Source organism: Kitasatospora terrestris (genome assembly GCF_039542905.1).
In the GTDB taxonomy this organism is placed as follows: Bacteria; Actinomycetota; Actinomycetes; order Streptomycetales; family Streptomycetaceae; genus Kitasatospora; species Kitasatospora terrestris.
Genome location: NZ_BAABIS010000001.1, coordinates 7969551 through 7994914, shown reverse-complemented (window position 1 = coordinate 7994914; position 25364 = coordinate 7969551). Strand labels below are relative to the sequence as shown.

22 protein-coding genes and 1 riboswitch are annotated in these 25364 nt (G+C 74.4%); of the genes, 10 read left to right on the top strand and 12 right to left on the bottom strand.

Going from position 1 to position 25364, the window contains the following annotated elements; genetic code table 11:
- Window positions 1–3: 3 nt before the first annotated feature.
- The gene (locus ABEB06_RS36450; RefSeq protein WP_345701223.1) at window positions 4–1356 is read right to left on the bottom strand and encodes a hypothetical protein; all 1353 of its coding nucleotides are present in this window, start codon (window positions 1354–1356) and stop codon (window positions 4–6) included.
- A 20-nt stretch (window positions 1357–1376) separates the two neighbouring features.
- A complete protein-coding gene (locus tag ABEB06_RS36445; RefSeq protein ID WP_345701222.1) occupies window positions 1377–2237 on the bottom strand; it encodes an alpha/beta fold hydrolase in 861 nt (286 codons plus the stop codon).
- A 164-nt stretch (window positions 2238–2401) separates the two neighbouring features.
- On the opposite strand from ABEB06_RS36445, the gene ABEB06_RS36440 reads away from it, so the two are divergent.
- From ABEB06_RS36440 to ABEB06_RS36425, 4 genes are all read left to right on the top strand, one after another.
- Window positions 2402–3265, top strand: a complete 864-nt coding sequence (locus tag ABEB06_RS36440) for a helix-turn-helix transcriptional regulator (protein ID WP_345702102.1) — start codon at window positions 2402–2404, stop codon at window positions 3263–3265.
- Window positions 3266–3467: 202 nt separating this feature from the next.
- On the top strand, window positions 3468–4085 hold the full coding sequence (locus ABEB06_RS36435) for a class I SAM-dependent methyltransferase (protein ID WP_345701221.1): 618 nt from the start codon (window positions 3468–3470) through the stop codon (window positions 4083–4085).
- Between the two features lie 76 nt (window positions 4086–4161).
- Window positions 4162–4827 carry a peptidylprolyl isomerase gene (locus tag ABEB06_RS36430; RefSeq protein ID WP_345701220.1) on the top strand — a complete coding sequence of 222 codons (666 nt, stop codon included), beginning with the start codon at window positions 4162–4164 and terminating at the stop codon, window positions 4825–4827.
- A 282-nt stretch (window positions 4828–5109) separates the two neighbouring features.
- Window positions 5110–5266, top strand: a riboswitch (cyclic di-AMP (ydaO/yuaA leader).
- A gap of 3 nt (window positions 5267–5269) precedes the next feature.
- Window positions 5270–6436, top strand: a complete 1167-nt coding sequence (locus tag ABEB06_RS36425; RefSeq protein WP_345701219.1) for a transglycosylase family protein — start codon at window positions 5270–5272, stop codon at window positions 6434–6436.
- A gap of 18 nt (window positions 6437–6454) precedes the next feature.
- On the opposite strand, the gene ABEB06_RS36420 is transcribed toward ABEB06_RS36425, so the two are convergent.
- Together ABEB06_RS36420 and ABEB06_RS36415 are read right to left on the bottom strand one after the other, a co-directional pair.
- The gene (locus tag ABEB06_RS36420) at window positions 6455–7348 is read right to left on the bottom strand and encodes an AurF N-oxygenase family protein (RefSeq protein ID WP_345701218.1); all 894 of its coding nucleotides are present in this window, start codon (window positions 7346–7348) and stop codon (window positions 6455–6457) included.
- 87 nt (window positions 7349–7435) lie between these two features.
- A complete protein-coding gene (locus tag ABEB06_RS36415; protein WP_345701217.1) occupies window positions 7436–8365 on the bottom strand; it encodes a pseudouridine synthase in 930 nt (309 codons plus the stop codon).
- A gap of 153 nt (window positions 8366–8518) precedes the next feature.
- On the opposite strand from ABEB06_RS36415, the gene ABEB06_RS36410 reads away from it, so the two are divergent.
- Window positions 8519–12256 carry a SpoIIE family protein phosphatase gene (locus ABEB06_RS36410; RefSeq protein ID WP_345701216.1) on the top strand — a complete coding sequence of 1246 codons (3738 nt, stop codon included), beginning with the start codon at window positions 8519–8521 and terminating at the stop codon, window positions 12254–12256.
- 248 nt (window positions 12257–12504) lie between these two features.
- A complete protein-coding gene (locus ABEB06_RS36405) occupies window positions 12505–12840 on the top strand; it encodes a hypothetical protein (protein ID WP_345701215.1) in 336 nt (111 codons plus the stop codon).
- A 68-nt stretch (window positions 12841–12908) separates the two neighbouring features.
- Here ABEB06_RS36405 and ABEB06_RS36400 read toward each other — a convergent pair whose 3' ends face one another.
- The 3 genes from ABEB06_RS36400 to ABEB06_RS36390 all read right to left on the bottom strand — a co-directional run bounded on the left by ABEB06_RS36400 (window position 12909) and on the right by ABEB06_RS36390 (window position 16534).
- A complete protein-coding gene (locus ABEB06_RS36400; RefSeq protein ID WP_345701214.1) occupies window positions 12909–13676 on the bottom strand; it encodes a 3-oxoacyl-ACP reductase in 768 nt (255 codons plus the stop codon).
- Between the two features lie 5 nt (window positions 13677–13681).
- The gene (locus ABEB06_RS36395; RefSeq protein WP_345701213.1) at window positions 13682–15043 is read right to left on the bottom strand and encodes an aldehyde dehydrogenase family protein; all 1362 of its coding nucleotides are present in this window, start codon (window positions 15041–15043) and stop codon (window positions 13682–13684) included.
- Between the two features lie 132 nt (window positions 15044–15175).
- Window positions 15176–16534 (bottom strand): glutamine synthetase family protein, encoded by a 1359-nt coding sequence (locus ABEB06_RS36390; RefSeq protein ID WP_345701212.1) that lies wholly within the window; start codon window positions 16532–16534, stop codon window positions 15176–15178.
- Window positions 16535–16890: 356 nt separating this feature from the next.
- Between ABEB06_RS36390 and ABEB06_RS36385 the strand changes: the two genes are divergently transcribed.
- Together ABEB06_RS36385 and ABEB06_RS36380 are read left to right on the top strand one after the other, a co-directional pair.
- Window positions 16891–17763, top strand: a complete 873-nt coding sequence (locus ABEB06_RS36385) for a GNAT family N-acetyltransferase (protein ID WP_425559738.1) — start codon at window positions 16891–16893, stop codon at window positions 17761–17763.
- A 225-nt stretch (window positions 17764–17988) separates the two neighbouring features.
- A complete protein-coding gene (locus ABEB06_RS36380; protein ID WP_345701211.1) occupies window positions 17989–18630 on the top strand; it encodes a hypothetical protein in 642 nt (213 codons plus the stop codon).
- A 36-nt stretch (window positions 18631–18666) separates the two neighbouring features.
- On the opposite strand, the gene ABEB06_RS36375 is transcribed toward ABEB06_RS36380, so the two are convergent.
- From ABEB06_RS36375 to ABEB06_RS36365, 3 genes are all read right to left on the bottom strand, one after another.
- On the bottom strand, window positions 18667–19941 hold the full coding sequence (locus ABEB06_RS36375) for an acyltransferase family protein (RefSeq protein WP_345701210.1): 1275 nt from the start codon (window positions 19939–19941) through the stop codon (window positions 18667–18669).
- A gap of 156 nt (window positions 19942–20097) precedes the next feature.
- A complete protein-coding gene (locus tag ABEB06_RS36370) occupies window positions 20098–20265 on the bottom strand; it encodes a hypothetical protein (protein ID WP_345701209.1) in 168 nt (55 codons plus the stop codon).
- Entirely contained in the window at window positions 20262–20690 is a 429-nt protein-coding gene (locus tag ABEB06_RS36365) for a GNAT family N-acetyltransferase (protein ID WP_345701208.1), read from the bottom strand. The genes ABEB06_RS36370 and ABEB06_RS36365 overlap by 4 nt, the downstream gene beginning before the upstream one ends.
- Before the next feature lie 87 nt (window positions 20691–20777).
- Here ABEB06_RS36365 and ABEB06_RS36360 point away from each other — a divergent pair, with 87 nt between their 5' ends.
- On the top strand, window positions 20778–21059 hold the full coding sequence (locus ABEB06_RS36360) for a hypothetical protein (protein ID WP_345701207.1): 282 nt from the start codon (window positions 20778–20780) through the stop codon (window positions 21057–21059).
- Window positions 21060–21096: 37 nt separating this feature from the next.
- Here ABEB06_RS36360 and ABEB06_RS36355 read toward each other — a convergent pair whose 3' ends face one another.
- Both ABEB06_RS36355 and ABEB06_RS36350 read right to left on the bottom strand, forming a co-directional pair.
- Window positions 21097–21570, bottom strand: a complete 474-nt coding sequence (locus ABEB06_RS36355; RefSeq protein ID WP_345701206.1) for a WapI family immunity protein — start codon at window positions 21568–21570, stop codon at window positions 21097–21099.
- A gap of 29 nt (window positions 21571–21599) precedes the next feature.
- Window positions 21600–23720, bottom strand: a complete 2121-nt coding sequence (locus ABEB06_RS36350; RefSeq protein ID WP_345701205.1) for a DUF6777 domain-containing protein — start codon at window positions 23718–23720, stop codon at window positions 21600–21602.
- Between the two features lie 142 nt (window positions 23721–23862).
- Here ABEB06_RS36350 and ABEB06_RS36345 point away from each other — a divergent pair, with 142 nt between their 5' ends.
- Entirely contained in the window at window positions 23863–25101 is a 1239-nt protein-coding gene (locus ABEB06_RS36345; RefSeq protein WP_345701204.1) for a streptophobe family protein, read from the top strand.
- Window positions 25102–25364: the final 263 nt, after the last annotated feature.

Below are 25364 nucleotides of genomic sequence, written 5' to 3'. Positions count from 1 at the left end.
CCGTCAGGCCAGGTACCTCCAGACGGCGAACACCCGGGGGTCGTGCTCGGAGAAGACGTCGAGCGGTCCGACCCGCTCGGCCGCCAACGCGGCCCGGGGGTCGTCACGGAGGGCGAGCGCGTAGGCCCCCTCCAGCCGCAGGTCCGGGTCCTCCTCGTCGAGGAGGGAGAGGAGGGCGTCGAGAACGGGGACGCTCCGGTCCTCCGAGAGGGCCAGGGACGCGGCGGCTCGGCGCCGCACCGAGCGGGCTTCGTCGCGGACCAGGAGCACCAGGGCGTCCCTGATCGCCGGCTCGAGTCGGCCGTCGGCCGTGAAGCGCGGAGCGAACACCTGGGCCACGGTGAGCCGCACGCCGGGGTCGGGGTCGCGGACCAGGCCCAGCAGTGCCGTCGTGGCCGCCTCGCTGCGTGCGGTGCGTTCCTCGCTCAGGCAGAACGCCGCCTCGGCGCGTACGTCCGGCTCCGGGTGGGCTACGTGGCGGAGGCCGACGGCCTCCCGATCCGGGTGCTCGTGGCCGCTGTAAACATCCAGGACAGCGGCGAGCACGTGGCCGTCCGGCTCGTCCAGCGCCCAGTCCGCCAGGAAGTCGGCGTCACGGGACATCTCCGGCCTGCGGTACAACGGCACGAAGAGGTTCCGGATCTCCAGGACCGATGCCAGGAAGCGCCGGTGGACGGGATCCGGACGGTTCCGCAGGGCGGTCAGCTCCGACCAGACGCGTGGACCCTGGCGCCGGCCGAGAAAATAGGAAGCGGCGAACCAGTTGCTGTCGCCCGCCTCCGCGCCCGGGACGGCGCGGGCCATCACCACCTCGACGGGCGGGAACAGCACGAAGCTCCACTCCAGGGCGGTGAGGACGGCTCCGTGCCCGTTCCGCACGGTGAGCCCGCCGAGGGACAGCTCGTCGAGCGTGTCGCCGTCGGATTCGTCGATCCGGCGCACGACGACCGGCCCGGTGGCCCCGGTCCGGCGGCGCAACTCCTCGACCGCGCCGGTCTCGTGCCAGTGCCGGGCCCGGTCGAGCAGGCGGTGCCGGGCGGCTTCGGGGAGGCGCAGGCGCGGCTCGTCCCCGAGGACGGCGCGGACCAGGGCGGGGGAGCCGGTGTCGACCGCCCGCAGCAGCGGGGTGCTGCCGTCCGGGAGGTCCCGGTCCTGGTCGGCACCGGCGTCGACCAGGAGCTCCGCGGTGCGGTGGTCGAGGCCGGCCACGGCGGTGCAGAGCAGGGGCAGGCCGTCGGGGCCCGGGGTGTCGGGTGCGGCGCCCTGTTCCAGGCGGGCCCGGACCGCTTCCGCGTCCTTGGCGATCACCGCACGGACCAGCCGGTCCGTCAGGTCCGGCGACGGCTCCGTCAACACTCCCCCTGATGCCCTGTCCACTACCGAGCGTGCACCCCACCCGGCCGGTCCCGCACGTGCCTCTGGAATTCGGCTCCGCCGCCGAGCACCTGGTGGAGCCGCTCCGCGGTCGCCCGCGGACGGAGGACGTAGGCGTTGTGCCCGCCGGGGAACGGCTCGCAGGCAATCCCCAGCCGCTCGGCGAGCAGGGCGGCGCAGCGGTGCGGCCAGTAGCGGGCGGAGTCCTCGCCGGCGGCGGGGACGATCCGGGCCGGGGACGCGGCGAGCGCGGCCAGGTCGAGCCGGTGGGTACGGACGGCCGGGGTGTCGTGGGTGAGCAGGAAGGCTGCGTTCGCCCGCTGCTGCGGGCCCGGGGCTCGGAGTTCGACCTCCGGCTCGCGGTCGCTCGGGTCGATGCCGACGAGCTCCGCGAACCTGCGCAGGGCCGGGGCGGTTCCGTCAGCCGCGAAGGCCTCCTCGGCGGAGCGCAGGTCCCTGAGGGCGGCGGCCCGCTCGGGATCCGGCAGGACCTGGGTGACGGGCGGTTCGTGGGCGACGAGGGTGGCGACCTGCCCGGGGTGTCGGGCGGTGAGTTCCAGCCCGATCAGCGCGCCGAGGCTGCTCCCGTAGACGTGGGCGGGCTCGGCGGTGTGGGCGGCGAGCAGCCGGGAGAGGTCGTCGGCGTGCGTGCGGGGGCTCGCTCCGGGCCGGTCGGCGGTGCTTCCGGACAGGCCGCGGCGGTCGTAGGTGAGGACGGTGTACCGGTCGGCGAGGCGGTCGGCGAGGGCCTCGGTCGCGGTGGCGTCCCCGTGGCCGCCGGCGACGAGCACCAGCACGGGGCCCGAGCCGCGGACGAGGTGGCGCAGCCGGGCGCCGGGTACTGCCAGCAGGGACGCTTTCATCGGGTGACCACCGTTCGGTTCGTACGGGCCGGCCTGACGGGACGTCACCACTGTGCGTCGGCCGCCGTCGGGTGGGGAGCGGAGCGCTCTTCCTGGGATTGGCGGTCCCTGGCAAACGGGTGGCGCCGGGCCCGGCGTGCGGTGGTATCACTACCGGCATGGGGATGGACCGCGATCAGCTCGCCGACTTCCTGCGCCGGTCCCGGACGCGGCTGGGCCCGCGGGACGTCGGGCTGCCCGAGGGGCCGCGGCGGCGCACGCCCGGGCTGCGCCGCGAGGAAGTGGCCGTGCTCGCCGGGATGTCCGCCGACTACTACGTGCGTCTGGAGCAGGCCAGGAGCCCGCAGCCGTCGGACCAGATGCTGGCCGCGCTGACCCGGGCCCTGCGGCTGGGCGTCGACGAGCGCGACCACCTGTACCTGCTCGCCGGCCACCGCCCGCCGGAGGCCGACCGGGCCGGGGAGTACCTGCGGCCGAGCCTGCTGTACCTGCTCGACCGGCTGGAGGGCGTCCCGGTGCAGGTGCTGAGCGACCTGGGTGACCTGCTGGCGCAGAACGAGCTGGCGCAGGCGCTGTTCGGCTGCGTCTGCTCGGTGGCCCGCCCGGACCGCAACATCGTGCTGCGCTGGTTCTCCGACCGGGTGGTGCGTGATCGCCTGGCCGCCGAGGAGCACGAGGAGTACGCCCGGCAGCTGGTCGCCGACCTGCGCGCCGCGGTCGTCCGGCGCGGCACCGACGAGGCGTCCCGCGCCCTCCTCGCCCGGCTCCGGGCCTCGGCCGCCGGGCAGGAGTTCGCGGCGCTCTGGGAGCGGCACGAGGTGGCGGTCCGGACCTCGCACCCGTACCGGCTGGTCCATCCCGAGCTGGGCCGGATCGTCTTCGACTGCGAGGTGCTGGCGACGCCGGCGGCCGACCAGCGCCTGCGCGTCTTCACCCCGCCGCCCGGCGGCACCGAAGCCCTCGACCTGCTGCGCGCGCTCGGCCCCGAGCACCGGCACTGCGCCGAGGCTGCCTCCCGCGGCTCCTAGCCCCCGCACCCCGACCGCTTCATCGGCCTCCGACTCCTGCACCGGCGCACGGAACCCGCACGCCGCGCCCCTCCCTGCGTCGGCGGCCTGCTGCCGGTGCTCGGCGGCGGGCCCGGCCCGGCCGGGTCCGCCGGCTCCGCGCCGCCGGCTCCCCCGCCGGATAGGCTCGACCTCCCGACGAGCACCGCACCGGAGGCACGCCTTGGACAGCAGCGCCTGGGACACCCGCTACCGCAGCTCGGAGCTGGTCTGGGGCACCGAGCCCAACCGCTGGGTCGCCGCGGAGACCGCCGACCTGCCGCCCGGGCGGGCGCTCGACCTGGCGGCCGGCGAGGGCCGCAACAGCCTGTGGCTGGCGGCCCGGGGCTGGCGGGTGACCGCGGTGGACTTCTCCCCCGTCGCGCTGGGCCGCGCCCGCGCGCTCGCCGCCGCGCTGCCCGCGGAGGCGGGCGCCCGGGTGGAGCTGGTCGAGGCGGACGTGCTGCGGTACGAGCCGGAGGCGGCCGGGTACGACCTGGTGCTGATCGCATACCTGCAGTTGCCCGCCGGGCAGTTCGCGTCCGTGCTGGTGCGCGCGGCGGGGGCGGTCGCACCGGGCGGCACGCTGCTGGTGGTGGGTCACGACTCGACCAACCTCGCCGGGGGCGTGGGCGGGCCGCAGGACCCGGCGGTGCTGTACCGCCTGCCGGAGATCCTCGCCACCCTCGCCGGCAGCGGCCTGACGGCCGTTCGGGCGGAGCGGGTCCGCCGCCCTGCGACCCGTCCTGACGGGACGCCGGGTGAGGCGATCGACACCCTGGTGCGCCTGCGTCGCGGGTGAATCCGGCACGCTTGGCGGCCGACCGGACGGGGCATGCATGACGGGTCCACGCCAACTCCACCCGGAAGGTCGATCCGTGAACCGCAAGTCCTTGGCCCTGCTCACCGCCGCGGCCACCCTGCCGCTCGCTCTGTCCGGCACCGCCGCCGCCCAGCCCTCCGGGGCGGGCCCCGCGGCGTCCGCCGCCTGCAGCTACACCCCGGCGGTCCCGGCCGACAACTTCAAGGGCATCCCGGTGTTCGACGCGAAGCGGGCGGCGAAGCCGTACAGCGCGACGCTGCGCACCTCCCAGGGCGCGATCACGTTCAAGGCGCTGACCGACAAGGCGCCGTGCACCACGTTCTCGTTCCGGTTCCTGGCCGAGCACGACTACTTCGACCGCAGCCACTGCCACCGGCTCACCACCCAGCGCATCTTCGTGCTGCAGTGCGGCGACCCGACCGGCACCGGCAGCGGCGGGCCCGGCTACTCCTTCCCGGACGAGAACCTGGAGGGCGCCACCTATCCGGCCGGGACGGTGGCGATGGCCAACGCCGGCCCGAACACCAACGGCAGCCAGTTCTTCTTCGTCTGGAAGGACACCAAGCTCTCCCCCGCCTACACGCCGTTCGGTCGGGTGACGGCGGGGCTCGACGTCCTGCAGAGGATCGCGGCGGGCGGCGAGGACGACCAGAACAACCCGGGCGACGGCTTCCCCACCCTGCCGGTGAACATCCGTCACGTCGCCATCACCAAGCGCTGACCGGACCGACACATACCTCCGGCCGCCGACCTGGCGTCAGCGGCCGGACCGTACCGTGGTTCGAGCTTCGCGCAAGCGAGTTTCGAACGGCCGCGCGGGGCGGCGGTGTGCGGACGGGGCTTGTGGGGAGGCTGTGGTTTGTGGGCGACGAAGGCGGACGGCCCGTGACGGGGCCGTGATCCGGGCGGTATGAGCTTGTGATTGGCTGCCCGGGTTGAATAGTCTCCGTGCAGCCCGCACACGCGGGCCCCGTGCGCGGAAACGCCGAGCCCTGTCCGCCGCGCTCCCGGGATGCCGAACACACCACCTGGGGCAGGGGTGGGGGAACCAGGTCAGTCGCCGTCCCCGACGGCTCGGGGTGAAGCCGCCTCCCGGCGGCCGGGCCACCTCCCGGTCCGAACCCGACAGCTCACCTCGCAGGCGTGCGGAGAGGGACGTCCTCATGCTCTTCACGGGCCCGGGTCGGCACCGCCGCCCCACCCAGGCGGAGAAGGCCATCGCTGTCGCGAGTATCGCGGGCGTGGGCCTGGCACTGCCCCTGCTGGCCGCCACCGGGGCGCAGGCCGCGCCGACGCCGGTCTGGGACAAGGTCGCGGGCTGCGAGACCGGCGGCAACTGGAGCGCGGACTCCGGCGACGGCTACCACGGCGGCCTGCGCTTCACGGACTCCACCTGGGCGGCGTACGGCGGCACCGAGTTCGCGCCGAGCGCGGACAAGGCGACCCGCAGCCAGCAGATCGCGGTGGCCGAGCGGGTGCTCGCCGCCGAGGGCGAGGGCGGCTGGGGCACCTGCGCCCAGCAGGCGGGCCTGTCCCGGGACGGCGTGACCGGCGTGGTGGACGTCAACGACTCGGCGGACGAGACCGGCTCGCTGCGCGGCAGCCGGGGCGTCGACATGGTGAACGCGGCCCAGGACGGCTCGCTGCCCGCCGCGCACACCACCCCGGTCTTCTCCGGCCTCCCGGGCTGGGACCCGGTGTACAGCGTGTACTGGTACGAGCAGGACGGCGGCTGGTTCTGGACCAGCCACCGCTCGGTGTACGAGCACCACGTCAGCTCGGCCGCCGCGAAGGCGGCGAAGGCCGCGCAGGACGCCCGGGACGCGCAGGGCATCACGGCGCCCGCCACCACCGCGCCGGTCGCCCCGGCGACTCCGGCGACTCCCGTGGTCCCGGTCGACCCGACGGTTCCCACCGCGCCGGTCACCACGACGCCGACCCTGCCGACCGACCCGACCGGGACCCCGACCGTCCCGCCGGTCACCGTCGACCCGACCGCTCCGATCACCGGCGCCCCGACGCTGCCGGTGGCGCCGCCGGTCGACCCGACGGCGCCGGCGACCGGTCCGACCACCCCGACGGTCCCGGGCGCCGACGCCACCGCTCCGGCCGCGCCCACCGCGCAGCCGAGCTCTCCCGCCACCGAGACGGCCCCGCCGGCCGCCGCCCCGCAGGCGTACACGGTGGCGGCGGGCGACACGCTGGCGTCCATCGCCCGCAACAACGGCCTGCAGGGCGGTTGGAAGGGGCTCTACGAGTCCAACAAGCAGGTCGTGGGTGACAACCCGGACCTGCTCAAGCCGGGCCTGGTGCTCGAGCTGGACAAGTAGGGGCCGCCGGGCCGCCGGTCAGTGGATGACGCCGGCGGCCCGCAGCAGCCAGCGGTTGGTGCGGCCGACCAGCCCGGCCCTGTCGAGGACGCCGATCACCTTGGCGGCCATCTCCACCTTGGTGGCCCGCCAGTGCGGGTTGGCCTTGGCGACGGCGCTGCCGACCTCGGGGGCGATGCCGACGGCGCGGTACAGGCGCGGGTGGATCAGGCTGACGGTGGCGAAGTAGACGATCAGACCGATGAACAGCTGCTCGTAGCGGCGCCGGACCGGACCGAGCCGGCGCCGCACCAGCTCCTCGCGCGCGTAGCTGATGTGCCGCGACTCCTCGATGACGTGGATCCGGGACACCTGCCGGGTGAGCGGCTGGAGCGTCTCGTCGGCCATCAGTTCGCGCTGGAAGGCGTCCAGGATCTCCTCGACGTACATGGTGCCGCCGAAGGTCTGGCTGTGCGTGGAGATCGCCTTGAAGAGCCGTCCGAGGTTGTGCGCCACCGGGCGCACGCCGTACGCGGGGACGCCCATCCAGCTGATCATCCTGGCGAACATCACCGAGTGCCGGCACTCGTCGCCGATCTCGGTCAGCGCGTACTGCACGTGCGCGGAGGTCGGGTCCTGGTCGAAGGAGTGCCGCAGCAGCATCTGCATCAGGATCTCCTCGAACCAGATGCCGACGCTGGCGATCGAGGCGGTCTCGTGCTTGCTGAGCTCGATCCGCCGCTCCTCGTCCAGTTCCTCCCACAGCGGGGTGCCGTAGAGCGAGAGGCGGTGGGGCGGGCAGTAGTAGCGGCCGGGCTCGGGGGCGGAGTCCCAGTCGACGTCCTTGAGCGGGTCGAAGGAGAGCTTGGCGGACGAGGCGAGCAGGCGTTCGGCGGTCCGCTCGCGGTCGCGCAGGCGGGTCGTCTCGGGCATGGGGATCTCCTTCGCGGCGCGTACGTGTCCCGTGCCGCGACGGTAGAAGTTATTAGACCCACCGTCAATACACCGCGCAGAACCCGTCTACCCGGGCCACCCCGCCAGCGCGCGGCGGCTGCGGAAGCGGTGCTCCTCCCCGCTCACCGGATCAGTGAACTCCAGCGACCTGGCCAGCAGTTGCAGCGGCGCCCCGAAGTCCTCCGGCTCGGACGCGGGCCGCACCACGGGGTAGATCGGGTCGTGCAGGATCGGCACGCCCAGGCGGTTGAGGTGCACCCGCAGCTGGTGGGTGCGGCCGGTGTGCGGCAGCAGCCGGTAGAGCGCCAGGCCCGCGCGGTGGCCGACCAGCTCCACCCGGGTCTCCGCGTTCGGCTCGCCGGGCACCTCGTACGCCGCCATCTCGCCGCGCACCTTCACGATCCGGCTGCGCACCACCGCCGGCAGCTCCAGCGCGGGATCGTGGCGGGCCACCGCCCGGTACTCCTTGCGGGCCAGCCGGCGCTCGAACAGGCCCTGGTAGGCGCCCCGGTGGCGCGGATCGGCGACGAACAGCACCACGCCCGCGGTCAGCCGGTCCAGCCGGTGGGCGGGGCTGAGCGCGGGCAGGTCGAGGTCGCGGCGCAGCCGGGCGAGCGCGGTGTCGGTGACGTGCGAGCCGCGCGGGGTGGTGGCGAGGAAGTGCGGCTTGTCCGCGACCACGATCCGCTCGTCGCGGTACAGCACCTCCACCTCGAAGGGCACCGGCTCCTCGTACGGGGTCTCCTCGCGGTGGAACCACAGGTACCCGCCGGGGGTGAACGGGGTGTCGGCGTCGATCGGGCCGTGGGCGGCGACGAACTCGCCGCGGGCCAGCATCCCGGCCACCCGGTCCGGTCCGACGGCGCGGCCGTACCGCTCGCGCAGGTAGTCGGCGGCCGTCGGCCACGGGCCCTCCTGCGGCAGCTTGACCCGGACCGGGTCGATGCCGTCCCGCTGCGGCAGCGGGCTCGCCGGCACCCCTGACCTGCGCCCCACAGTCCACCACTCCCGCCGCTCGACCCGTCCGCCCACCCTACCCACCGCGCGGCGCCGCCCGGTGGCCGGAACGCCTTCGGCTCCGTACGGGACAGCGGCGGGCCGCCATGGGAACATGGCAGGGCGGAGCGCCCAGTGAGCGGCAGGTGGCCGATGGACACCGACAAACAGGGCAGGATCCCCCAGACCCGCCGGAACCCGGCCCTCGCCGGAGCCGACGAGCAGGCCTTCGACGGCCTGCTGACCATCCCGATCGCCACGGCGCTGATCGCCGAGGACGGCCTGATCCTGCACTGGAGCCCGGACGCGGAGGCCCTGCTCGGCTACCGCGCGGACGAGGCGGTCGGCTCGCCGGCCGCACAGCTGCTGGTCACCGCCGAGCAGCGGCCGGAGGTGCTGGCGCTGTTCCGGGACATCCTGCAGGGCCGGGCGTGGTCCGGTGTCTTCCCGGTGCGCCACCGCAGCGGGCACCACGTGAACCTGGAGTTCCGCACCCACCCCATCGCCGGGCCGAACGGCCGGCCCCTGGTGCTGGCGGTCGCCTCGGACGTGACGGCGCTGCGCCGGCTGCAGGCCGACCTGGCGGTGCTGGACGGATTCTTCACCCAGTCCCCGGTGGGCATGGCGGTGTACGACGCGCAGCTGCGCTTCGTCCGGCTGAACGAGGCGCTGGCGAAGATCAACGGCCTGCCGGTCGACGCGCACCTGCGCCGCCGGGTGACCGAGGTGCTGCCGGGCATCAACGGCCGGGAGATCGAGGCGGTGATGCGCCGGGTCCTGGAGGAGGGCGAGGCGGTGGTGGACACCCGCTCGCACGGTCGCACCCCGGGCGACCCGACCCACGACCACGCCTGGTCGGCCTCCTACTTCCGGCTGCAGCAGGCGGACGGGCGGGTGCTGGGCGTCTCCTCGACCATCGTGGACATCACCGAGCGCTTCCAGGCCGAGACGGTGGCCGCCCGCGCCCAGCGGCGGCTGACCCTGCTGGCGGAGGCCACCGCGACGGTCGGCACCACGCTGGACGTCCGGCAGACCGCGCACGAGCTGGCGGACGCCGTCGTGCCGGACCTCGCCGACAGCGCCGGGGTGTTCGCGCTGGAGCACCTGATCAGCGGCGGCGAGGAGCAGCCGGCCGACGAGGTGCCGGGCGACGGCGGGCAGCTGCCGCACCGGCTGCGGCGGATCGCGCTGACCACGGTGGACCCGGACCTTCCGACCCGGCACCTGCCGACCGAGGCGGTGCTGCTGGTGCCCCGCGAGTCGGCGTACGGCCGGGCGCTGGAGCTGGGACGCACGGTCAGCGCCCCGACGTGGGAGCTGCCGCTGCTGGCGGAGGCCGTGCCGGAGCACGCGCTCAGCGCGTACCTGGGCGACCGGCCGCGCCGGGTGGTGGTCACGCCGCTGGTGGCCCGCGGCTCGGTGCTCGGCATGCTGGTGTACTCGCGGCGGGCGGACCGCGAGGAGCTGACCGAGGACGACGTCACGCTGGGCGACGAGCTGGCCACCCGGGCGGCGACCGCGATCGACAACGCCCGGCTGTACACCCGGGCCCGGGACGCCGCCGAGCAGCGGCGGCGGGCGCTGGAGACCGCGCAGACCGCGCAGGAGCGCCTGGCGCTGCTCAACGAGGCCTCCACCCGGATCGGCACCACGCTCGACCTGGCGACCACGGCCCGGGAGCTGGCCGAGACCGCCACCCCGCGGCTCGCCGACACGGTGATCGTGGAGGTGCTGGACGCGCTGGTGCGCGGTGATCCCTCGCCCACCCCGGGGCAGGCGGACCGCTCGGCGGTGCTGCGCCGGCTGGCGTTCCACACCGTGCCGGGCAGCGGGATGGTGCCGGTCGCGCCGGAGGGCACCGTGCACCGCTTCCACCCGAGCACCCCGTACGCATGGGCGCTGGCGCACCGGCGGCCGGTGCTGCTGCCGCACACCGACGAGCGGGCGATGAGCTGGTTCGCCGACGACCTGGAGCGGGCCCGGGCGGTCCGCGAGCAGGGCGTGCGCTCGCTGATGGTGATCCCGCTGATCGCCCGGGGCGCGGCGATCGGCACCGCGACCTTCTACCGCTCGATCACCGAGCAGCCCTACGACCACGCCGACATGGCTCTGGCCGCGGAGCTGGCGGCGCGGGCCGCGGTGTCGATCGACAACGCGATCCTGTACACCCGCGAGCGGGACGCCGCCGAGCAGCGCCGCCGGGCGCTGGACGCGGCGGGGGCCGCGCAGGAGCGCCTGGCGCTGCTCAACGAGGCCTCCACCCGGATCGGCACCACGCTCGACCTGCCGCGCACGGCGATGGAGCTGGTCGAGGTGGTGATCCCGCGGTTCGCCGACTTCGTGACGGTCGACCTGCTGGAGTCGGTGATGGAGGGCGAGGTGCCGGACCCGGTGCCGCCGTCCGGCTCGGTGCTGCTGCGGGCGGTCGCGGTCGGCGAGATCGACGACGCCGGGACGATGACCTCGGCCTCCGACCCGGTGGGCGGGGCCTCGCGGTCGGCGCAGCTGTACGCGCAGAGCCTGCGCACCGGGCGGTCGATCCTGGTGCCGCACGTGGACGAGCCGGCACTGCGGCGGATCGTCGCGCACCCGGACCGGATCGAGCCGAGCCTGGAGGCGGGCGTCCACTCGTACCTGATGGTGCCGCTGCTGGCGCGCGGGACGGTGCTCGGCGGCGCGGAGTTCATCCGGACCCGCAACCAGGAGCCGTTCACCCCGGCGGACGTGGCGCTGGCGGAGGAGCTGGCGGCGCGGGCCGCGGTCTGCATCGACAACGCCCGGCTGTACCGGAGCGAGCGGGACACCGCGCTGACCCTGCAGCGCAGCCTGCTGCCGCAGGACGTGCACCGCACGCCGGGTCTGGAGATCGCCTACCGGTACCTGCCGTCGAGCGTGATCAGCGAGGTGGGCGGCGACTGGTTCGACGTGGTGCCGCTGACCGGCGGGCGGGTGGCGCTGATCGTCGGCGACGTGATGGGGCACGGCATCCGGGCGGCCGCGACCATGGGCCAACTGCGGACCGTGGCAAGGACCCTGGTCACCCTGGACATGGACCCGGCGCGGGTGCTGCGGCGCCTGGACGAGGCGACCGCGGCGCTCGGCGAGGGCCAGTTCGCCACCTGCGTGTGCGTGGTCTTCGACCCGGTGGACCGGATCTGCACGCTCTCCACCGCGGGCCACCTGCCGCCGGTGGTCTCCGAACGGGACGGCACCGCCCGGCTGCTGGACCCGCCGCCGGGCGCGCCGCTGGGGGTCGGCGGGGTGCCGTTCCAGGCGATGCGCTTCACCCTGCCGGACGACGGCCTGCTGGTGATGTACACCGACGGCCTGGTGGAGCGCCGCGGCCACGACCTGGACGAGGGGCTGGACCTGCTGCGCCGCACGGTCGCCCTCCGGCAGCCGACCCTGGAGCGGGGCTGCGACGCGGTGCTGGCCGCGCTCAACGCCAACGCCGGGCAGGACGACGTCGCGGTGATCATGGCCCACGCGGGGCCGATCGGCGGCGACCAGCTGGCCACCCTGACCCTGGAGGGCGACCGGGCGATGGTCCGGCACGCCCGCCGCTTCACCCGCGACACCCTGCACGGCTGGGGGCTGGGCTCGCTGGGCGACCTGGCCGAGCTGCTCACCAGCGAGCTGATCACCAACGCCCTGGTGCACGCCGGGGCCCCGGTCCAGATCCGGCTGTTCCGCAACCAGCTGCTCACCGTCGAGGTGTCCGACGTGGACAGCCGCGAGCCCCGGCTGCGCGCCGCCCGCGCGGAGGACGAGGGCGGCCGGGGCATGCACCTGGTCAACGAGCTCGCCCACCGCTGGGGCAGCCGGGCCACCCGCGACGGCAAGGTGGTCTGGTTCGAACTGGAGCTCCCGATCGGCACCCCGCCCCACTGAGCGGGCCGGACGCCCCGGCGGCGGATCCACCGGAAGCAGGACCCTGCCAGGCCGCCGCTGACCGCCAGGCCCTCCACCTGCCGCACTTCAGGCACTTCGGGTGACCATCCATGAGGAGGAGCGCCGTACTGGGCCATTGGCGCTGATCGTGTCCACCGTGAGGGTGACCGACACCGCGTCGGTTCGTGGGCGAGGCACGGGTCCGCTGGATCATCGGTGGCGTCCGTCACCAACCACGGAGGACTCCGATGCGTTTCAGCATTGCCAAGGTCACCACGCTCACCGCCGCCGCCGGCCTGGCCCTGTTCGGTGCCGCCGGCTCGGCCGCCGCCTACGGCCACCACCACCCGCACGCGAACCACCACAAGCACTGCCCGCCGGCCTCGGCGACCATCGTCACCGGCGGCGACGCGGTGGTGGACGGTGACGACGAGTGGGTCGTCGTGACCGGTGGCGACGCCGACGTGACCGGCGGGAACGCGATCGTGACCGGCGGCGACGCCTGGGTCCACGGCGGATCGGCGATCGTCACCGGCGGCGACGCGGTGGTGGACGACACCGAGGCGGCCGACGAGGACTGCTGAACCCCCCGCGGGCAACGCCGGCGGCCGGGCACCCCGTGCGGGGTGCCCGGCCGCCGGCGTTGCGCGGACTACTGCGGGGTGACGTACGCCCCGGAGATGCCGCCGTCGACCAGGAAGGTGTTGGCGGTCATGAACGAGGAGTCGTCGCTGGCGAGGAAGGCGACGGCGGCGGCGATCTCCTCCGGCTCGGCGAACCGGCCGAGCGGGATGTGCACCAGGCGGCGCGCGGCCCGCTCCGGGTCCTTGGCGAACAGCTCCTGCAGCAGCGGGGTGTTGACCGGCCCCGGGCACAGCGCGTTCACCCGGATGCCCTGCCGGGCGAACTCCACGCCGAGCTCGCGCGACATCGCCAGCACGCCGCCCTTGGAGGCGGAGTAGGAGATCTGCGAGGTGGCGGCGCCCATCACCGCGACGAACGACGCGGTGTTGATGATGGAGCCCTTGCCCTGACGCTGCATGTGCGGGATCGCGTACTTGCAGCACAGGTAGACGCTGGTCAGGTTGACGTCCTGGACCCGCTTCCAGGCCTCCAGCCCGGTCACCAGGATCGAGTCGTCGTCGGGCGGCGAGATGCCCGCGTTGTTGAACGCGATGTCCAGCGAGCCGTAGGTGTCCACGGCGGTCTGGTACATCGCCCGGACCTGCTCCTCGTCGGTCACGTCCGCCTGCACGAACAGGCCGCTGACCTCGTTGGCCGCCTTGGCGCCGCGCTCCTCGTCGACGTCCACGCAGACCACCTTGGCGCCCTCGGCGGCGAACCGCCGCGCGGTGGCCAGGCCGATGCCGCTGCCCGCACCGGTGATGACGGCCACCCGGCCCTCGAGTCGCTCGGTCATGATGCTCACTCCTCGGTAGAGATGAAAACGTTCTTGATGTCGGTGAAAGCGTGCAGGGCATCCGGACCCAGCTCACGACCCAGCCCGGACTGCTTGAACCCGCCGAACGGCGCCCAGTACCGCACCGACGAGTGCGAGTTGACCGACAGGTTCCCCGCCTCCACCGCCCGCGCCACCCGCAACGCCCGGCCCACGTCACGGGTCCAGATCGAACCCGACAGGCCGTACTCCGTGTCATTCGCGATCCGCACCGCATCACCCTCGCCACGGAACGGCACCACACTCACCACCGGGCCGAAGATCTCCTCGGTGAACGCCCGCTCCCGGTGCGACGCGTGGGTCAACACCGTCGGCGGGAACCAGAAACCCGGACCGTCCGGCACACTCCCCTGGAAGACCGGATCCGTCACGAAACCGGCCACCCGCTCCCGGTGCGCAGCCGAGATCAACGGACCCACCTCGGTCTTCTCATCCATCGGATCACCCACGCGCACCCCGCGCACCGCCACCTCCAGGCGCTGCACGAACTCCTCGTACACCGACGCCTCGACCAGGATCCTGGAGCGCGCGCAGCAGTCCTGCCCCGCGTTGTCGAACACCGCGTACGGCGCGCTCGCCGCCGCCTTCTCCACGTCCGCGTCGGCGAACACGATGTTGGCGCTCTTGCCGCCGAGTTCCAGGGTGACCGGCTTCACCTGCGCCGCACACCCCGCCATGATCGACTTCCCGACCGCGGTCGACCCGGTGAACACCACCTTCCGCACATCCGGATGGGTCACGAACCGCTGCCCCACCACCGTGCCGCGCCCGGGCAGGACCTGCAGCACCCCCTCCGGCAGCCCCGCCCGCAGCGCGAGCTCACCCAGCCGCAGCGCGGTCAGCGGAGTCAACTCGGCCGGCTTCACGACCACCGTGTTGCCCGCCGCCAGCGCCGGGGCGAAGGCCCAGGCCGCGATCGGCATCGGAAAGTTCCACGGCACGATCACACCCACCACGCCCAGCGGCTCGTGGAAAGTCACGTCCAACCCGCCCGCCACCGGGATCTGCCGGCCGAACAACCGCTCCGGCGCCCCCGCGTAGTACTCGATCACATCGCGGGCGTTCCCCGCCTCCCAGCGGGCGTTGCCGATCGTGTGGCCCGCATTGGCCACCTCCAGCGCCGCCAGATGCTCACGATCGGCATCCACGGCCGCCGCGAACGCCCGCAGCAGCCGCGCCCGATCACCCGGAGCAACCCGCCGCCAGCCCTCGAACGCCGCCTTCGCCCGCGCGATCGCCGCATCCGTCGCGGCCTCGTCCGCCAGCTCGACGGTCGCGATCACCTCCTCCGTCGCCGGATTGACCACCTCGAACAGGTCCTCAGCCACGATCATCCTTTCTTTCCGGCCGACGCCAGTGCCTCGACCGCGCCGTCCGCACTCCACGCGGTGACCCGCAGGCCGTCGTCCAGACGCTCCACCGGGCGGGTTCCCGGTAGGTGGTGATTCCGATCAGCGGCTTCACAGGCGCTCGAACCCCCGACGGCGCTCCCAGTCGGTGACCGCGGCGTCGTACGCGGCGAGTTCGGTCCGCCCGGCATGGACGTAATGCCGCACGACGTCCTTGCCGAACGCCTCCGTCGCGGCAGCGCTGTTCTCGAACAGGGCGACCGCATCACGCAGCGTCGCCGGGACCCGGGGCGCGTCACTGGCGTACGCATTGCCGGTGAACTCCGCCTCCAGCTCCAACTGCCGCTCCACGCCGTGCAGTCCCGCCGCGATCAGCGCCGCCACCGCCAGGTACGGGTTGACGTCACCGCCCGGCACCCGGTTCTCGAAACGCAGCGACGGGCCGTGGCCGACCACCCGCAGCGCACAGGTCCGGTTGTCCCGCCCCCACGCCACCGCCGTGGGCGCGAAACTGCCCGCCACGTACCGCTTGTAGGAGTTGATGTTCGGCGCCAGCAGCAGCGAGAACTCCGCCAGGCAGGCCAACTGCCCCGCCAGGAAGTGCTCCATCGTCCGCGAGAAGCCGTTCGGGCCCTCCCCCGCCATCACCGGCCGCCCCTCCCCGTCGCGCAGGCTGAGATGGATGTGGCAGGAGTTCCCCTCACGCTCGTTGTACTTCGCCATGAAGGTCAGGCTGTAACCCTCCTGGTCCGCGATCTCCTTCGCACCCGTCTTGTACACCGCGTGGTCGTCACAGGTCCGCAGCGCGTCCGCGTACTTGAACGCGATCTCGTGCTGACCGAGGTTGCACTCGCCCTTCGCCGACTCCACCACCAGCCCCGCGCCCGCCATCTCGTTGCGCAGCCGCCGCAGCAGCGGCTCGATCCGGGCGGTGCCGAGGATCGAGTAGTCCACGTTGTACTGGTTGACCGGCGTGAGCGCCTGGTAGTTCTTCTCCCAGGCCTGCTCGTAGCTGTCCTTGAAGACGATGAACTCCAGCTCGGTCCCCACATAGGCGTGCCAGCCGTAACCGGCCAGCCGCTCCAACTGCCGCTTGAGGACCTGCCGGGGCGAGACCGCCACCGGCCGCCCGTCGTGGTGGACCATGTCGCACTGGACCATCGCCGTCGCCGGCTGCCACGGCACCCTGCGCAGGGTGGAGAAGTCCGGCACGAACACCAGGTCGCCGTAACCGCTCTCCCAGGACGAGACCTCGTAGCCGTCCACGGTGTTCATGTCGATGTCCACGGCCAGCAGGTAGCCACACCCCTCGGCCGCATGCGGGACCACATCACTCAGGAAGTAGTCGGCGGCGATCCGCTTGCCCTGCAAACGGCCCTGCATGTCCGTCATCGCGAGGACCACCGTGTCGACGGTTCCCTCGGCGACCAGCTCGCGCAGGCGGTCGAGCGTCAGGGTCGGCTGACTCATGTGGTGCTCTCCTCTGCAGGTGCGTCCGTCGGGCCGTCCGACCGCGCGGCGGTGTCGATCATCCTGCTCCGGCGGCCCGGATGCCACGGGCCACGCGGGAGGGCGCGCCTCCTGCTCCGACGGCGTGCGCAACCCCGAAATCCAATGGCCCGATTCCGCTCCATTGCAGGCACGACGTATCGTTCACTCCCGGCGGGCCGGTCGTCAAGGGCTGCACTCCGCACCGAACGGCCGGGTACGCTGCCGCATGGCTCTGCCCGTCTCCCGAGACTGAACATGCGTCAAAACCGTTTGCCCCGGCGACGTCCGGATGGTTGCGTGCTCGCGAAATGATCACCGCACCGCCTGGAGCCGCTTTGACCCCCCGCACCACCCCGACCGTCACCGCCGTCCCCACCGACACCGACGATCTGCTGCGCTGGCGCACCGACGACGCGCCCGCCGGCACCGCCTCGCTGCGGCTCTACGGGTCCGCCGGGCAGGCCCACCTCGCCGCGCTGGAGATCGACGTCCGGCCCGAGGACCGCCGTCGGGGCGCCGCTACCGCGCTGCTCGGCGCCGCCGTCGACGCCGCCCGCGAGCACGGCCGGCGCACCGTCCTCGCCCAGGCAGAGGCAGGCTCCCCCGCCGACGCCTTCCTCGCCGCCCGCGGGTTCCGGGCCGTCCTCACCCTGCTGTACGCCCGCCTGCCGCTGGCCGACGCCGACCCGGCCGCCATGGAAGCGCTGGTGGCCCGCCCCCACCCCGGCTACCGCCTGGTCTCCTGGGTGGGCACCGTGCCGGACGCGCTCCTGGAGACCTTCACCGCCTCCCGCCGGGCGATGGACGACATGCCGATGGACGACACCGACTTCGGCACCGTCACCTGGGACACCGAGCTGGTCCGGACGATCGCCGAGAAGGTCGCCGCCCGCGGCGAACTCCTGCACACCGTCGCCGCCGTGGACGAGTCGGACGGCTCGATCGCCGGCTTCACCGAACTGGTCGTCCCGCGGTCCCGCACCGGCGACGCCCAGCACTACGGCACCGGCGTGCTGCCCGAGCACCGGCGACGCGGCCTCGCCGCCTGGATGAAGGCCGAGTCGATCCGCTGGGCGCTCACCGAGCAGCCGTCACTGGAGGGGCTCCTCACCGACACCGCCCGGTCCAACACGGGCATGCGCGCCGTCAACGACGCCCTCGGCTACCGGCTGACCCACACCTCGGTCCAGTACCAGTTGGAGCTGTAGGCGCCGCAGCAGAGTGTCGAGTCCATTCTGCCCGGTCGACCGCCCCGGCGGTAGGGCCGAGAGCACGTCGGTTCGATCTTGTCCCGGCCCCGCGCCGACCCGCAGACTCGTCCGCATCCACTCCTGACCGCGCGTCGGTTCCCCTCCCCGGGGAGCCGACGTGCCGCGTCGTGCTGCCCCGTCGTCCGGCGGGGCAGCGGAGCGGACGGACGAAGGGGGACCCTGATGACCGACGACCTGACCACCCGCGCCCGCACCATGCTGCTCAGCACCGACGAGCCCACCCTCCTGCAGCAGGTCTGGGCCTTCCGCCTGCTCGCCCCGGTCTCGCCCGCCGTGTACCGCCCCAAGCTCACCCGCGCGCTCGTCCGCCTCAGCGACTCGGTCCGGGAGGACCACGCGGCCCGGCACGCCCTGCTCTCCGAGGCCCTCGAAGCGGCGGACGGTCTCCACCCGGACAACCCGGACCGCAACCCCGCGCTCCACACGGCGCTCGACGCCCTCCAGACCATGCACTCCGAATTCGACGACCACGAGCAGTGGCTGACGCTCAGCCGGCACCGTGTCGACCTCGCCCGGTCGTCAGGCGGCCCGGCCTTCCTGGCCGGTGCCCTGTACGCGCTCGCCACCGCCCTCGCCGGGTGCGGCCGCTTCGGCGAGGCCGCCGACGCCCTCCACGAACAGCGCCGCGTGCTCCCGCCCACCGCGTGGGACCGGGATCGGTACCTGCCGCAGCTGAGCGCCCTGCTGAGCGCCGCCGGACGTCCGGCCGAGGCCCACCTCGCGTACGGCGAGCACGCCGCCCGGCTCGCCGCCGCGGCGACGGAGAGCGACGGGCACCACCGGCTGCCCCGTTCCGGCGACTGACCCGCCGGCCAGGGGCAGGGCCGGGTCGGGGCCGGGTCAGCCCGTCCCGGCCGCCTCCGGCGCGACCGCCGCCCGCGCCGGGGGCAGCAGCACCAGCGCCGTCCCCGCGGCGAACCCGGCCACCGTCCACCCCGCCGGGGCGCCCGTCCTGGCCAGCCCCTCCCCCGCCCACACCGTCAGCGCCCAGACCGCGCAGGCCAGTCCGGCCAGCCCCGCCAGCACGGCGTACGGCTGCCGGACCTCGGCCTGCGGACGCACCGCACCGCCGACCCGCAGCAGCAGCCGCTCCACCGGCACGAGCGCCGTCAGCAGCCCCACCAGGAAGAGCGCCAGCACCGCGATCCACACCGGCCGCCACGCCCACCACGCGCCGGAGCCGACCACCGGCTCCGGCGCGAGGTCGGTCAGGTAGAACGCGGCGGCCGCCGCCAGCACCGGCACCATGTGCCACAGGTACAGCGTCATCGACACCCGGCCGAGCGGCCGGACCAGGCGCCAGAGCCACTCGGCCCGCAGTGCCCGCTCCATCGCGGGGGCCGCCAGCAGACAGAGCGCGCACTGCGCGAGCACCCAGGCGAGCATCGCGAGCGACGGCGGGTTGGTGTTGCTGACCTCTTCGGTGCTCACCAGGATCAGGCTCACCGGGAAGGGCCCGTACGCCACCAGCGCCGCGAACGCCGCCGCCCCGGCCCCGGCCACCGCCCACAGCAGCGGCCGGCGCGCCGCCAACCGGCCGTCCTCCCAGGCGAATCCCAGCTGGTAGGCCACCGCCCACACCAGGACGTGGTTCGCGGCCCCGATCCAGCTCCCGCGATCCGCCAGGTCGACGAGGTCCACCGCCACCGCGAGCACCGCCGACGCCGCCGCGGCGGCGAGCCCCCACCGCCGGTGCGCCGCGTACAGCCACGGCGTCAGCGCACTGACGATCAGGTAGACCGGGAGGAACCAGAACTGCATCGCCAGCGCCCAGCCGACCATCCCGAGCAGCCCCGGATCCACCCCGGCCGCGCGGCTCACCGCCAGGCACGCCACCGCGATCGCCACGTACGCCGCCGCGGGCAGCAGCAGCCGCACCGCGCGTCCGCGGATCCAGCCCGCCGCCCCGCCGCCGGCCTCCCGGTGCCTGCGCCAGGAGCCGGCCGCCGCGTACCCGCCCGCCAGGAAGAACACCGGCATGATCTGGAACAGCAGCGTCAGCCACTGCGTCCACCCCACCGTGGCCAGCAGCTCGGGCGCGGTGATCGTCCCGTCCGGGGCGCGGACCAGAGCGGTGATCACCCAGTGTCCGAGCACCACCATCACGATCGCCACGCCCCGCAGGAAATCGACGTACCTGACCCGGCCCACGCCGCCCACCGTCCCCCGTCTCGAACCGACGGCCCACTATGGTCGTACCGCAACGGCCCGGTCCAGCGCCGCGCGGTTGCGATTCGATCTCCGGTCCGTCCCCACTCCTCGGGCGTCACCTCACCCCACCGCGGCGATCCCGAACTCGCCCAGCAGAGTCAGGAGTTCGGCCCGCCCGGTGCGGACCAGCGCGCCGCCGGCGAACCGCGGGTCGTCCGTCACCTCGGCCAGCAGGAAGCGCCGCTCCCGCTCGACCCGCGCGTACGTGCCGGCCACCGGCGCGGTCACCCGCCCGCCCCGGGGATGTACATCAGCCGCTCCGGGTACGGGAAGGGCTCGAACCCGACCCGGGCGTACACCTCGTGGGCGTCGATGGTGGACAGCAGCAGCCGCTTCAGCCGGTACGGCGCCAGGTGGTCGCGGACCGCCTCGGCCAGCTTCGTCCCCAGGCCCCGCCCCCGGTGCGCCTCCGCCACGTACACGTCGCACAGCCACCCGAACGTCGCCAGGTCGCTGACCACCCGCGCGTACCCGACCTGCCTCCCCTCCCCGTCGTACGCACCGAAGTTGATCGAAGCGGCCGCCGCCCGCCCGATCGTCTCCCGGCTGCGCCCGAGTGCCCAGAACGCGCCGGTGGACAGCCAGTGGTGGACCAGATCCAGGTCCAGCCGGTCCGGGTCGGTGGAGATCTCGTACGGACTCACAGTGCTCATGCCCTCGATCGTACGCAGCCGTTCACCCCCGCCCACAGCTCGGGAAACGAGTGGCTGCGGGGCGCCCGGGGCTGAGACCATGCGGCGGTGAACGCGGAACTCCCCGACGGATGGACGATCGAGCGGGTCCGTTCCGTGTCGGGCGACGCCCGGGCCGAGCTGCTCCCGCTCGAACGGCTCGTCGTCGTCGAGCAGTGCGGCGCCGCCGACTACGACGTCCTCCGGCCCGACGTCATCCTGTCCTTCCACGAGCTGTGCCTCGCGCACGCCGACGGCGAATGGTTCATGGGACAGCTCGACGCCGACGGCTCGGTGGTCTGCTGGTCCTCCTACGGCCCCGACCTGGCGGAGGCCGTCCGCGGGTTGTGAGCCGTCCGGCGGCGTGCCGGTCGGCCGCGCGGGCCGGTCAGCGTTCCGGGAGGCGGGCGAGCTCGCGGGCCCACTCGTCGGCGGCGGCGCGCAGCATCCGGTCCGTGCAGCGGATCTCCACCACGGCGGACGGCAGCGCCGTCTGCTCGTGCTCCTCCGCCCACGGCGGGGCGGCGGCGAGCGCGAAGTGCACCCGCACGACGGCGGCCCGCTCGTCGCGGGCGGCGAGGCTGAAGCCCAGCACCGGCTCCAGGAACTCCACCCGCCCGTCCTCGTCGTCGGCCGCCGTCACCGGCACCCGCCCGTCCGCGACCGCGCGCAGCCAGCGCGGGACGCCCTCCGCCTCGAAGCGCAGCATCGCCGGGTCGGCGAACCCCCAGCTCCCGCCGGGGGTCGTCACGTCACCCCGGACGATCAGCCAGTTGTCGTCGAACTCGTTGCCCATCGGGGTGGGGAACTGGTACCGCACCGGACTCAGTTGGAGGTAGTGCGCGTCGTCGGCGAGGATCACCGCCCCAGCATGCCACGGCCGCGCCGCTGCTAGTCCCCGCCGACCGAGGCATTCGCGGACACCCCACCAACCGGACCCGAGGAGTTCACACTCGGCGCGGACCCGCCCGGCGCGGAGCTCCCGACGCTCGCCCCGGAGGCGGGCGAGGCGGGCGACTTCGGCGCCCCGGGGGCCGAGCCCGGCGAGGAGCCGGGCGAGCCGGGGCTGTACGGCGACGAACCGGGCGAACCCGGCGACGCCGGCGAGTTGCCCGAGGACGGGCCGGACGACGGTCCCGAGGACGGACCCGACGAGGGCCCGGACGGCGAGGCCGACGAACTGTGGTCGCCGCCGCCCGTCGTCCCGACCGGCCGGTCGAAGTGCGCACCGCTCTGCGGGTCCGTCAGCACGATCACGTCGGTCGGCGCCGGCGCGGGCTGCACGATCACCACGTCGGTGCCCTTGAACGTCGACCACGCCGTGCCCTGGTACGAGGGCGAGGCGGTCACCGCCGTCGGCGGCAGCAGCGGGTTCCCGCACGCGCAGCGCACCCGCGGCACGCCGTACGAGTCGACCAGCACCGCCGTACCGGACTGCAGCACCGCCTGGTACGGCGTGGCCGCGCCGTCCCGGAAGCCGTGGTTGGTGACCCGGGTGTCGGCACGCAGCACCACCGGGGTCAGGCCCTTGAGGTAGCCGTCGATCGCGTCGGGCGTGATGCTCTCCACCTTCGCGAACGCCTGCGCCTTGTCCGGGTTCTCCTTCAGGTAGCCGGACAGCTTCGGCACGTCGCAGCTGGCCAGCTTCTGGCTGCCGCCGTAGAGGCCGGCCGTGCCGCCGTTCACCACCCCGCCGCCCGCGCTGGACGCGGACGCCGAGTAGCTGGTCGCCGGCGCGGACGCGTACGCGGACGTCGCCACGGCATTGGCCACCGACCCGGTGAACGGGTCCTGTCCGACGGCCGCCACCGGCTGCAACGCGACCTGCTCGCTGCCCGCCGCCTGGGTGGTGGTGGGGCTGCCCCCGCTGTTCGACGACTGGTTCGCGAACACCACGCCCAGCACCACGGCCGCCACCGCGGCACCGGCCCCCACGGCGACGATCCGCGGGTTCCGCCACCACGGCGGCCGCCCGCCCCCGCCGGGCACCTCCCGCAGCGGCGGCTCGCCCGGCGGCTTCCCTCCTCCGCTGCCGCCGCCCTCCGGTGGCACCACCCCACCGCCCGACGGCACCGAGGCCGGCGCGGTGCCCTGACCGGACCCCTGCGCCGACAGCGGCCCGGACGGCGGCCCCACCGGCTGCTCCCCCGACGCCTGTGAGTCCCCGTACGTCCCGGCCGGCGGCCACGACGGCCCGCTCGCCCCGAACTGCGGCGGCTCCGACCCCCGCGACCCACCCGACGGCGGCGGCTCCGACCAGGCCCCGTCCCCCTCGGGCCCGGGTTTCGGCGCCCCCGTCCACCCCGCCGACCCCATCGCCGCAGCCGCTCCGGCAGCCGCCGCAGCCGCCCCCCACCCACCGCCGCCGCTCTCCCCCTCCGCAAGCTGCGTCTCCTCCCCCGCGTCCCCACCGGCCGGCGCGGGCCCCGTCCCCGACGACGGCGCAGCCGCGAGCTCCGTCTCCTCGCCCGCCCCACCCGTCGGCGAAGCAGCCAGCTCCGTCGGCTCGTGCCCGACCACCGGCCCACCGACCCCCGACCCCGACGACGGCGCGGCCGCGGGCCGCCCCTCCGGCACGTCCGCCACCGCGGTCGGCTCGGCGACCGGCGGCGTCCCCACCACCTCGGTCGTCCCGGTCCTCGACTCCGGCCCCGGTGCGTCCGGCGGCGCCGCAGGCGGCTCGCTGTCCGCCACCTGCGTGACCTCGCGTTCCGGCGGTCGCGCCTCCGCCGCCGCCACCGGTGTCACGGCCGTGCCCTCGTCGCGCCCGTCGGCGTCGTCTCGCCCGTCGGCGTCGTCGCCCACCGCGTCCGCAGGTCGGCCGACCACCTGGGTGGTACCGGTTTCGCCGTCCTCGTCGGGTGGCACGTCGGCGACCTCGGTCGGCTCTCCGCTCGCGACGACGCGGGTGGCGTCGTGCTCGGGTCGCGGCGCGGCCGCGCGCCGGGCGGGGTCGCCGTCCGGCTGTTCGGGCGGTTCGGGCGACTGGTCGGTCGGCGGCTGGGAACTCACCGGACTTCCTCCCGATCGGGGACTCCCCCGCGGGCCCGCGGGTGCGGGCCCGTCTCAATTGTCTGCGCCGATCCGTCCGCCCCTGCAACTCGCCGGCGCCCTGCGACTCGCCGACGTCGATCGTCCGGTGGAAGCTGGAAGGGTGCCCGAGAGCTCCCCGGTCGCGCTGCGCGGCTGGTTGTCCGCGCTGTTGGTGACCGTCGCCGCGTTCGCCTCGATGCTGCTTGTCGCGTCGGTCGGCCTCTGGCTGGCCCGTGCGACGGATCTGCCGGGCGGCGGATTCGGTGCGGTGGTGTGCGCGACCGTGCTGATGGCGCTGGGTGCGCCGTTGCGGCTGGACGGCGGCGCCGCGTTCGTCGCGTCGGCGCAGGGCGGGGTGACGGCGCTGCCGCTCTCCGTCGGTCTGACGGGCGCGCTGGTGGCGGGTGCGCTGTTCCTGCGGCCGCTGCGCTCGCACGCCGTGGTCACGGCCCGTGAGCTGGGCTTACGCGCCGCGCAGACCGCCGTGGTCTGGACGGTCGCCGTCCTGCTGCTGTCGCTCGCCGCCGGCCACACCTTCACGGTGTCGACGGGTGACCCGTTGCTGGACGAGATCGGCGGCGCGTTCGATGCCGAGCCGGTGGTCGGGTTCAAGGTCGATCCCGGCCCGGCGATCGGCTGGGGCCTGCTGTGGCTGGCGGTGGTGCTGCTGATCGCCCTGGCGGTCTCCCGGCGGGCGCCGCTCCCGGCGCGCCTGGTGCGCTTCCACGTGGGGGTCCGTCCGGCGGCGCACGCGGTGCTGACGCTGGCGCTGGTGTACGTGGTGCTGGGTCTGGTGGGCGGCCTGGTGGCGCTGGTGGTCGGCAGTCAGCCGCGGGAGACCCTGGCGGTGGTCCTGCTGGGCCTGCCGAACGTGGCGTGGCTGGCGCTGGGGGTGGGCCTGGGCGGCTCCTGGCACGGGCATCTGCCGGGCAGTCTGGGGTTGCCGTTCCCGGAGGCCCTGTCGGGCGTGCTGCGCTCCCGCGAGAACGTGACGCTCGACCTGTCGACGCTCGCAGCGCAGGACACCCGTGCCTGGCTGCTGCTTCCGCTGGCGGGCGTGCTGGTGCTGCTGGCGGGCGCGGCGGTGGCGTGGCGTACGCCGGTCCGGCTGCCGGCGTGGCGGCACGCGGTCCACCTGGCGGTGGCCATGGCGCTGGCGCTGCTCCTGATCAGCGTCGCGACCCGGATCTCGGCGGTGTACGGGCTGTCGCTGTTCGGCCTGGTGGGCAGCGACGGCTCGGCGGATCTGACGCCGGACCTGTGGCGGACGGTACCGCTGGCCGCCGCGTGGGGCGCGCTCGCCGGTTTCGCCGGGGGCGCGCTCGCCAACCGCTTCCGCCGCCCGCCCACCACCGGCTGAACCACCCCCGTTCCGCCGCCGAGCAGGCCGCGCCGGCCTACGGCGAGCTGGTGGAACTGACCACGCCGGACCCGTCGGACCCGCTGGACCCGCGGCTCGGCCGGCTCGGGCCGGGCATCGTGGCACCCGCGGCGTGGTCGTCGAGTGGGTCGTCGACCGGGACGAGTTCGACGGCTCGATCGTCCCGCGCTACTCGGTGGCAGGCGAGGACGGCAGCCCCTGGGTCCTGCGGTCGGGGAGGTCACCGGCCTCTGGTGGACGAC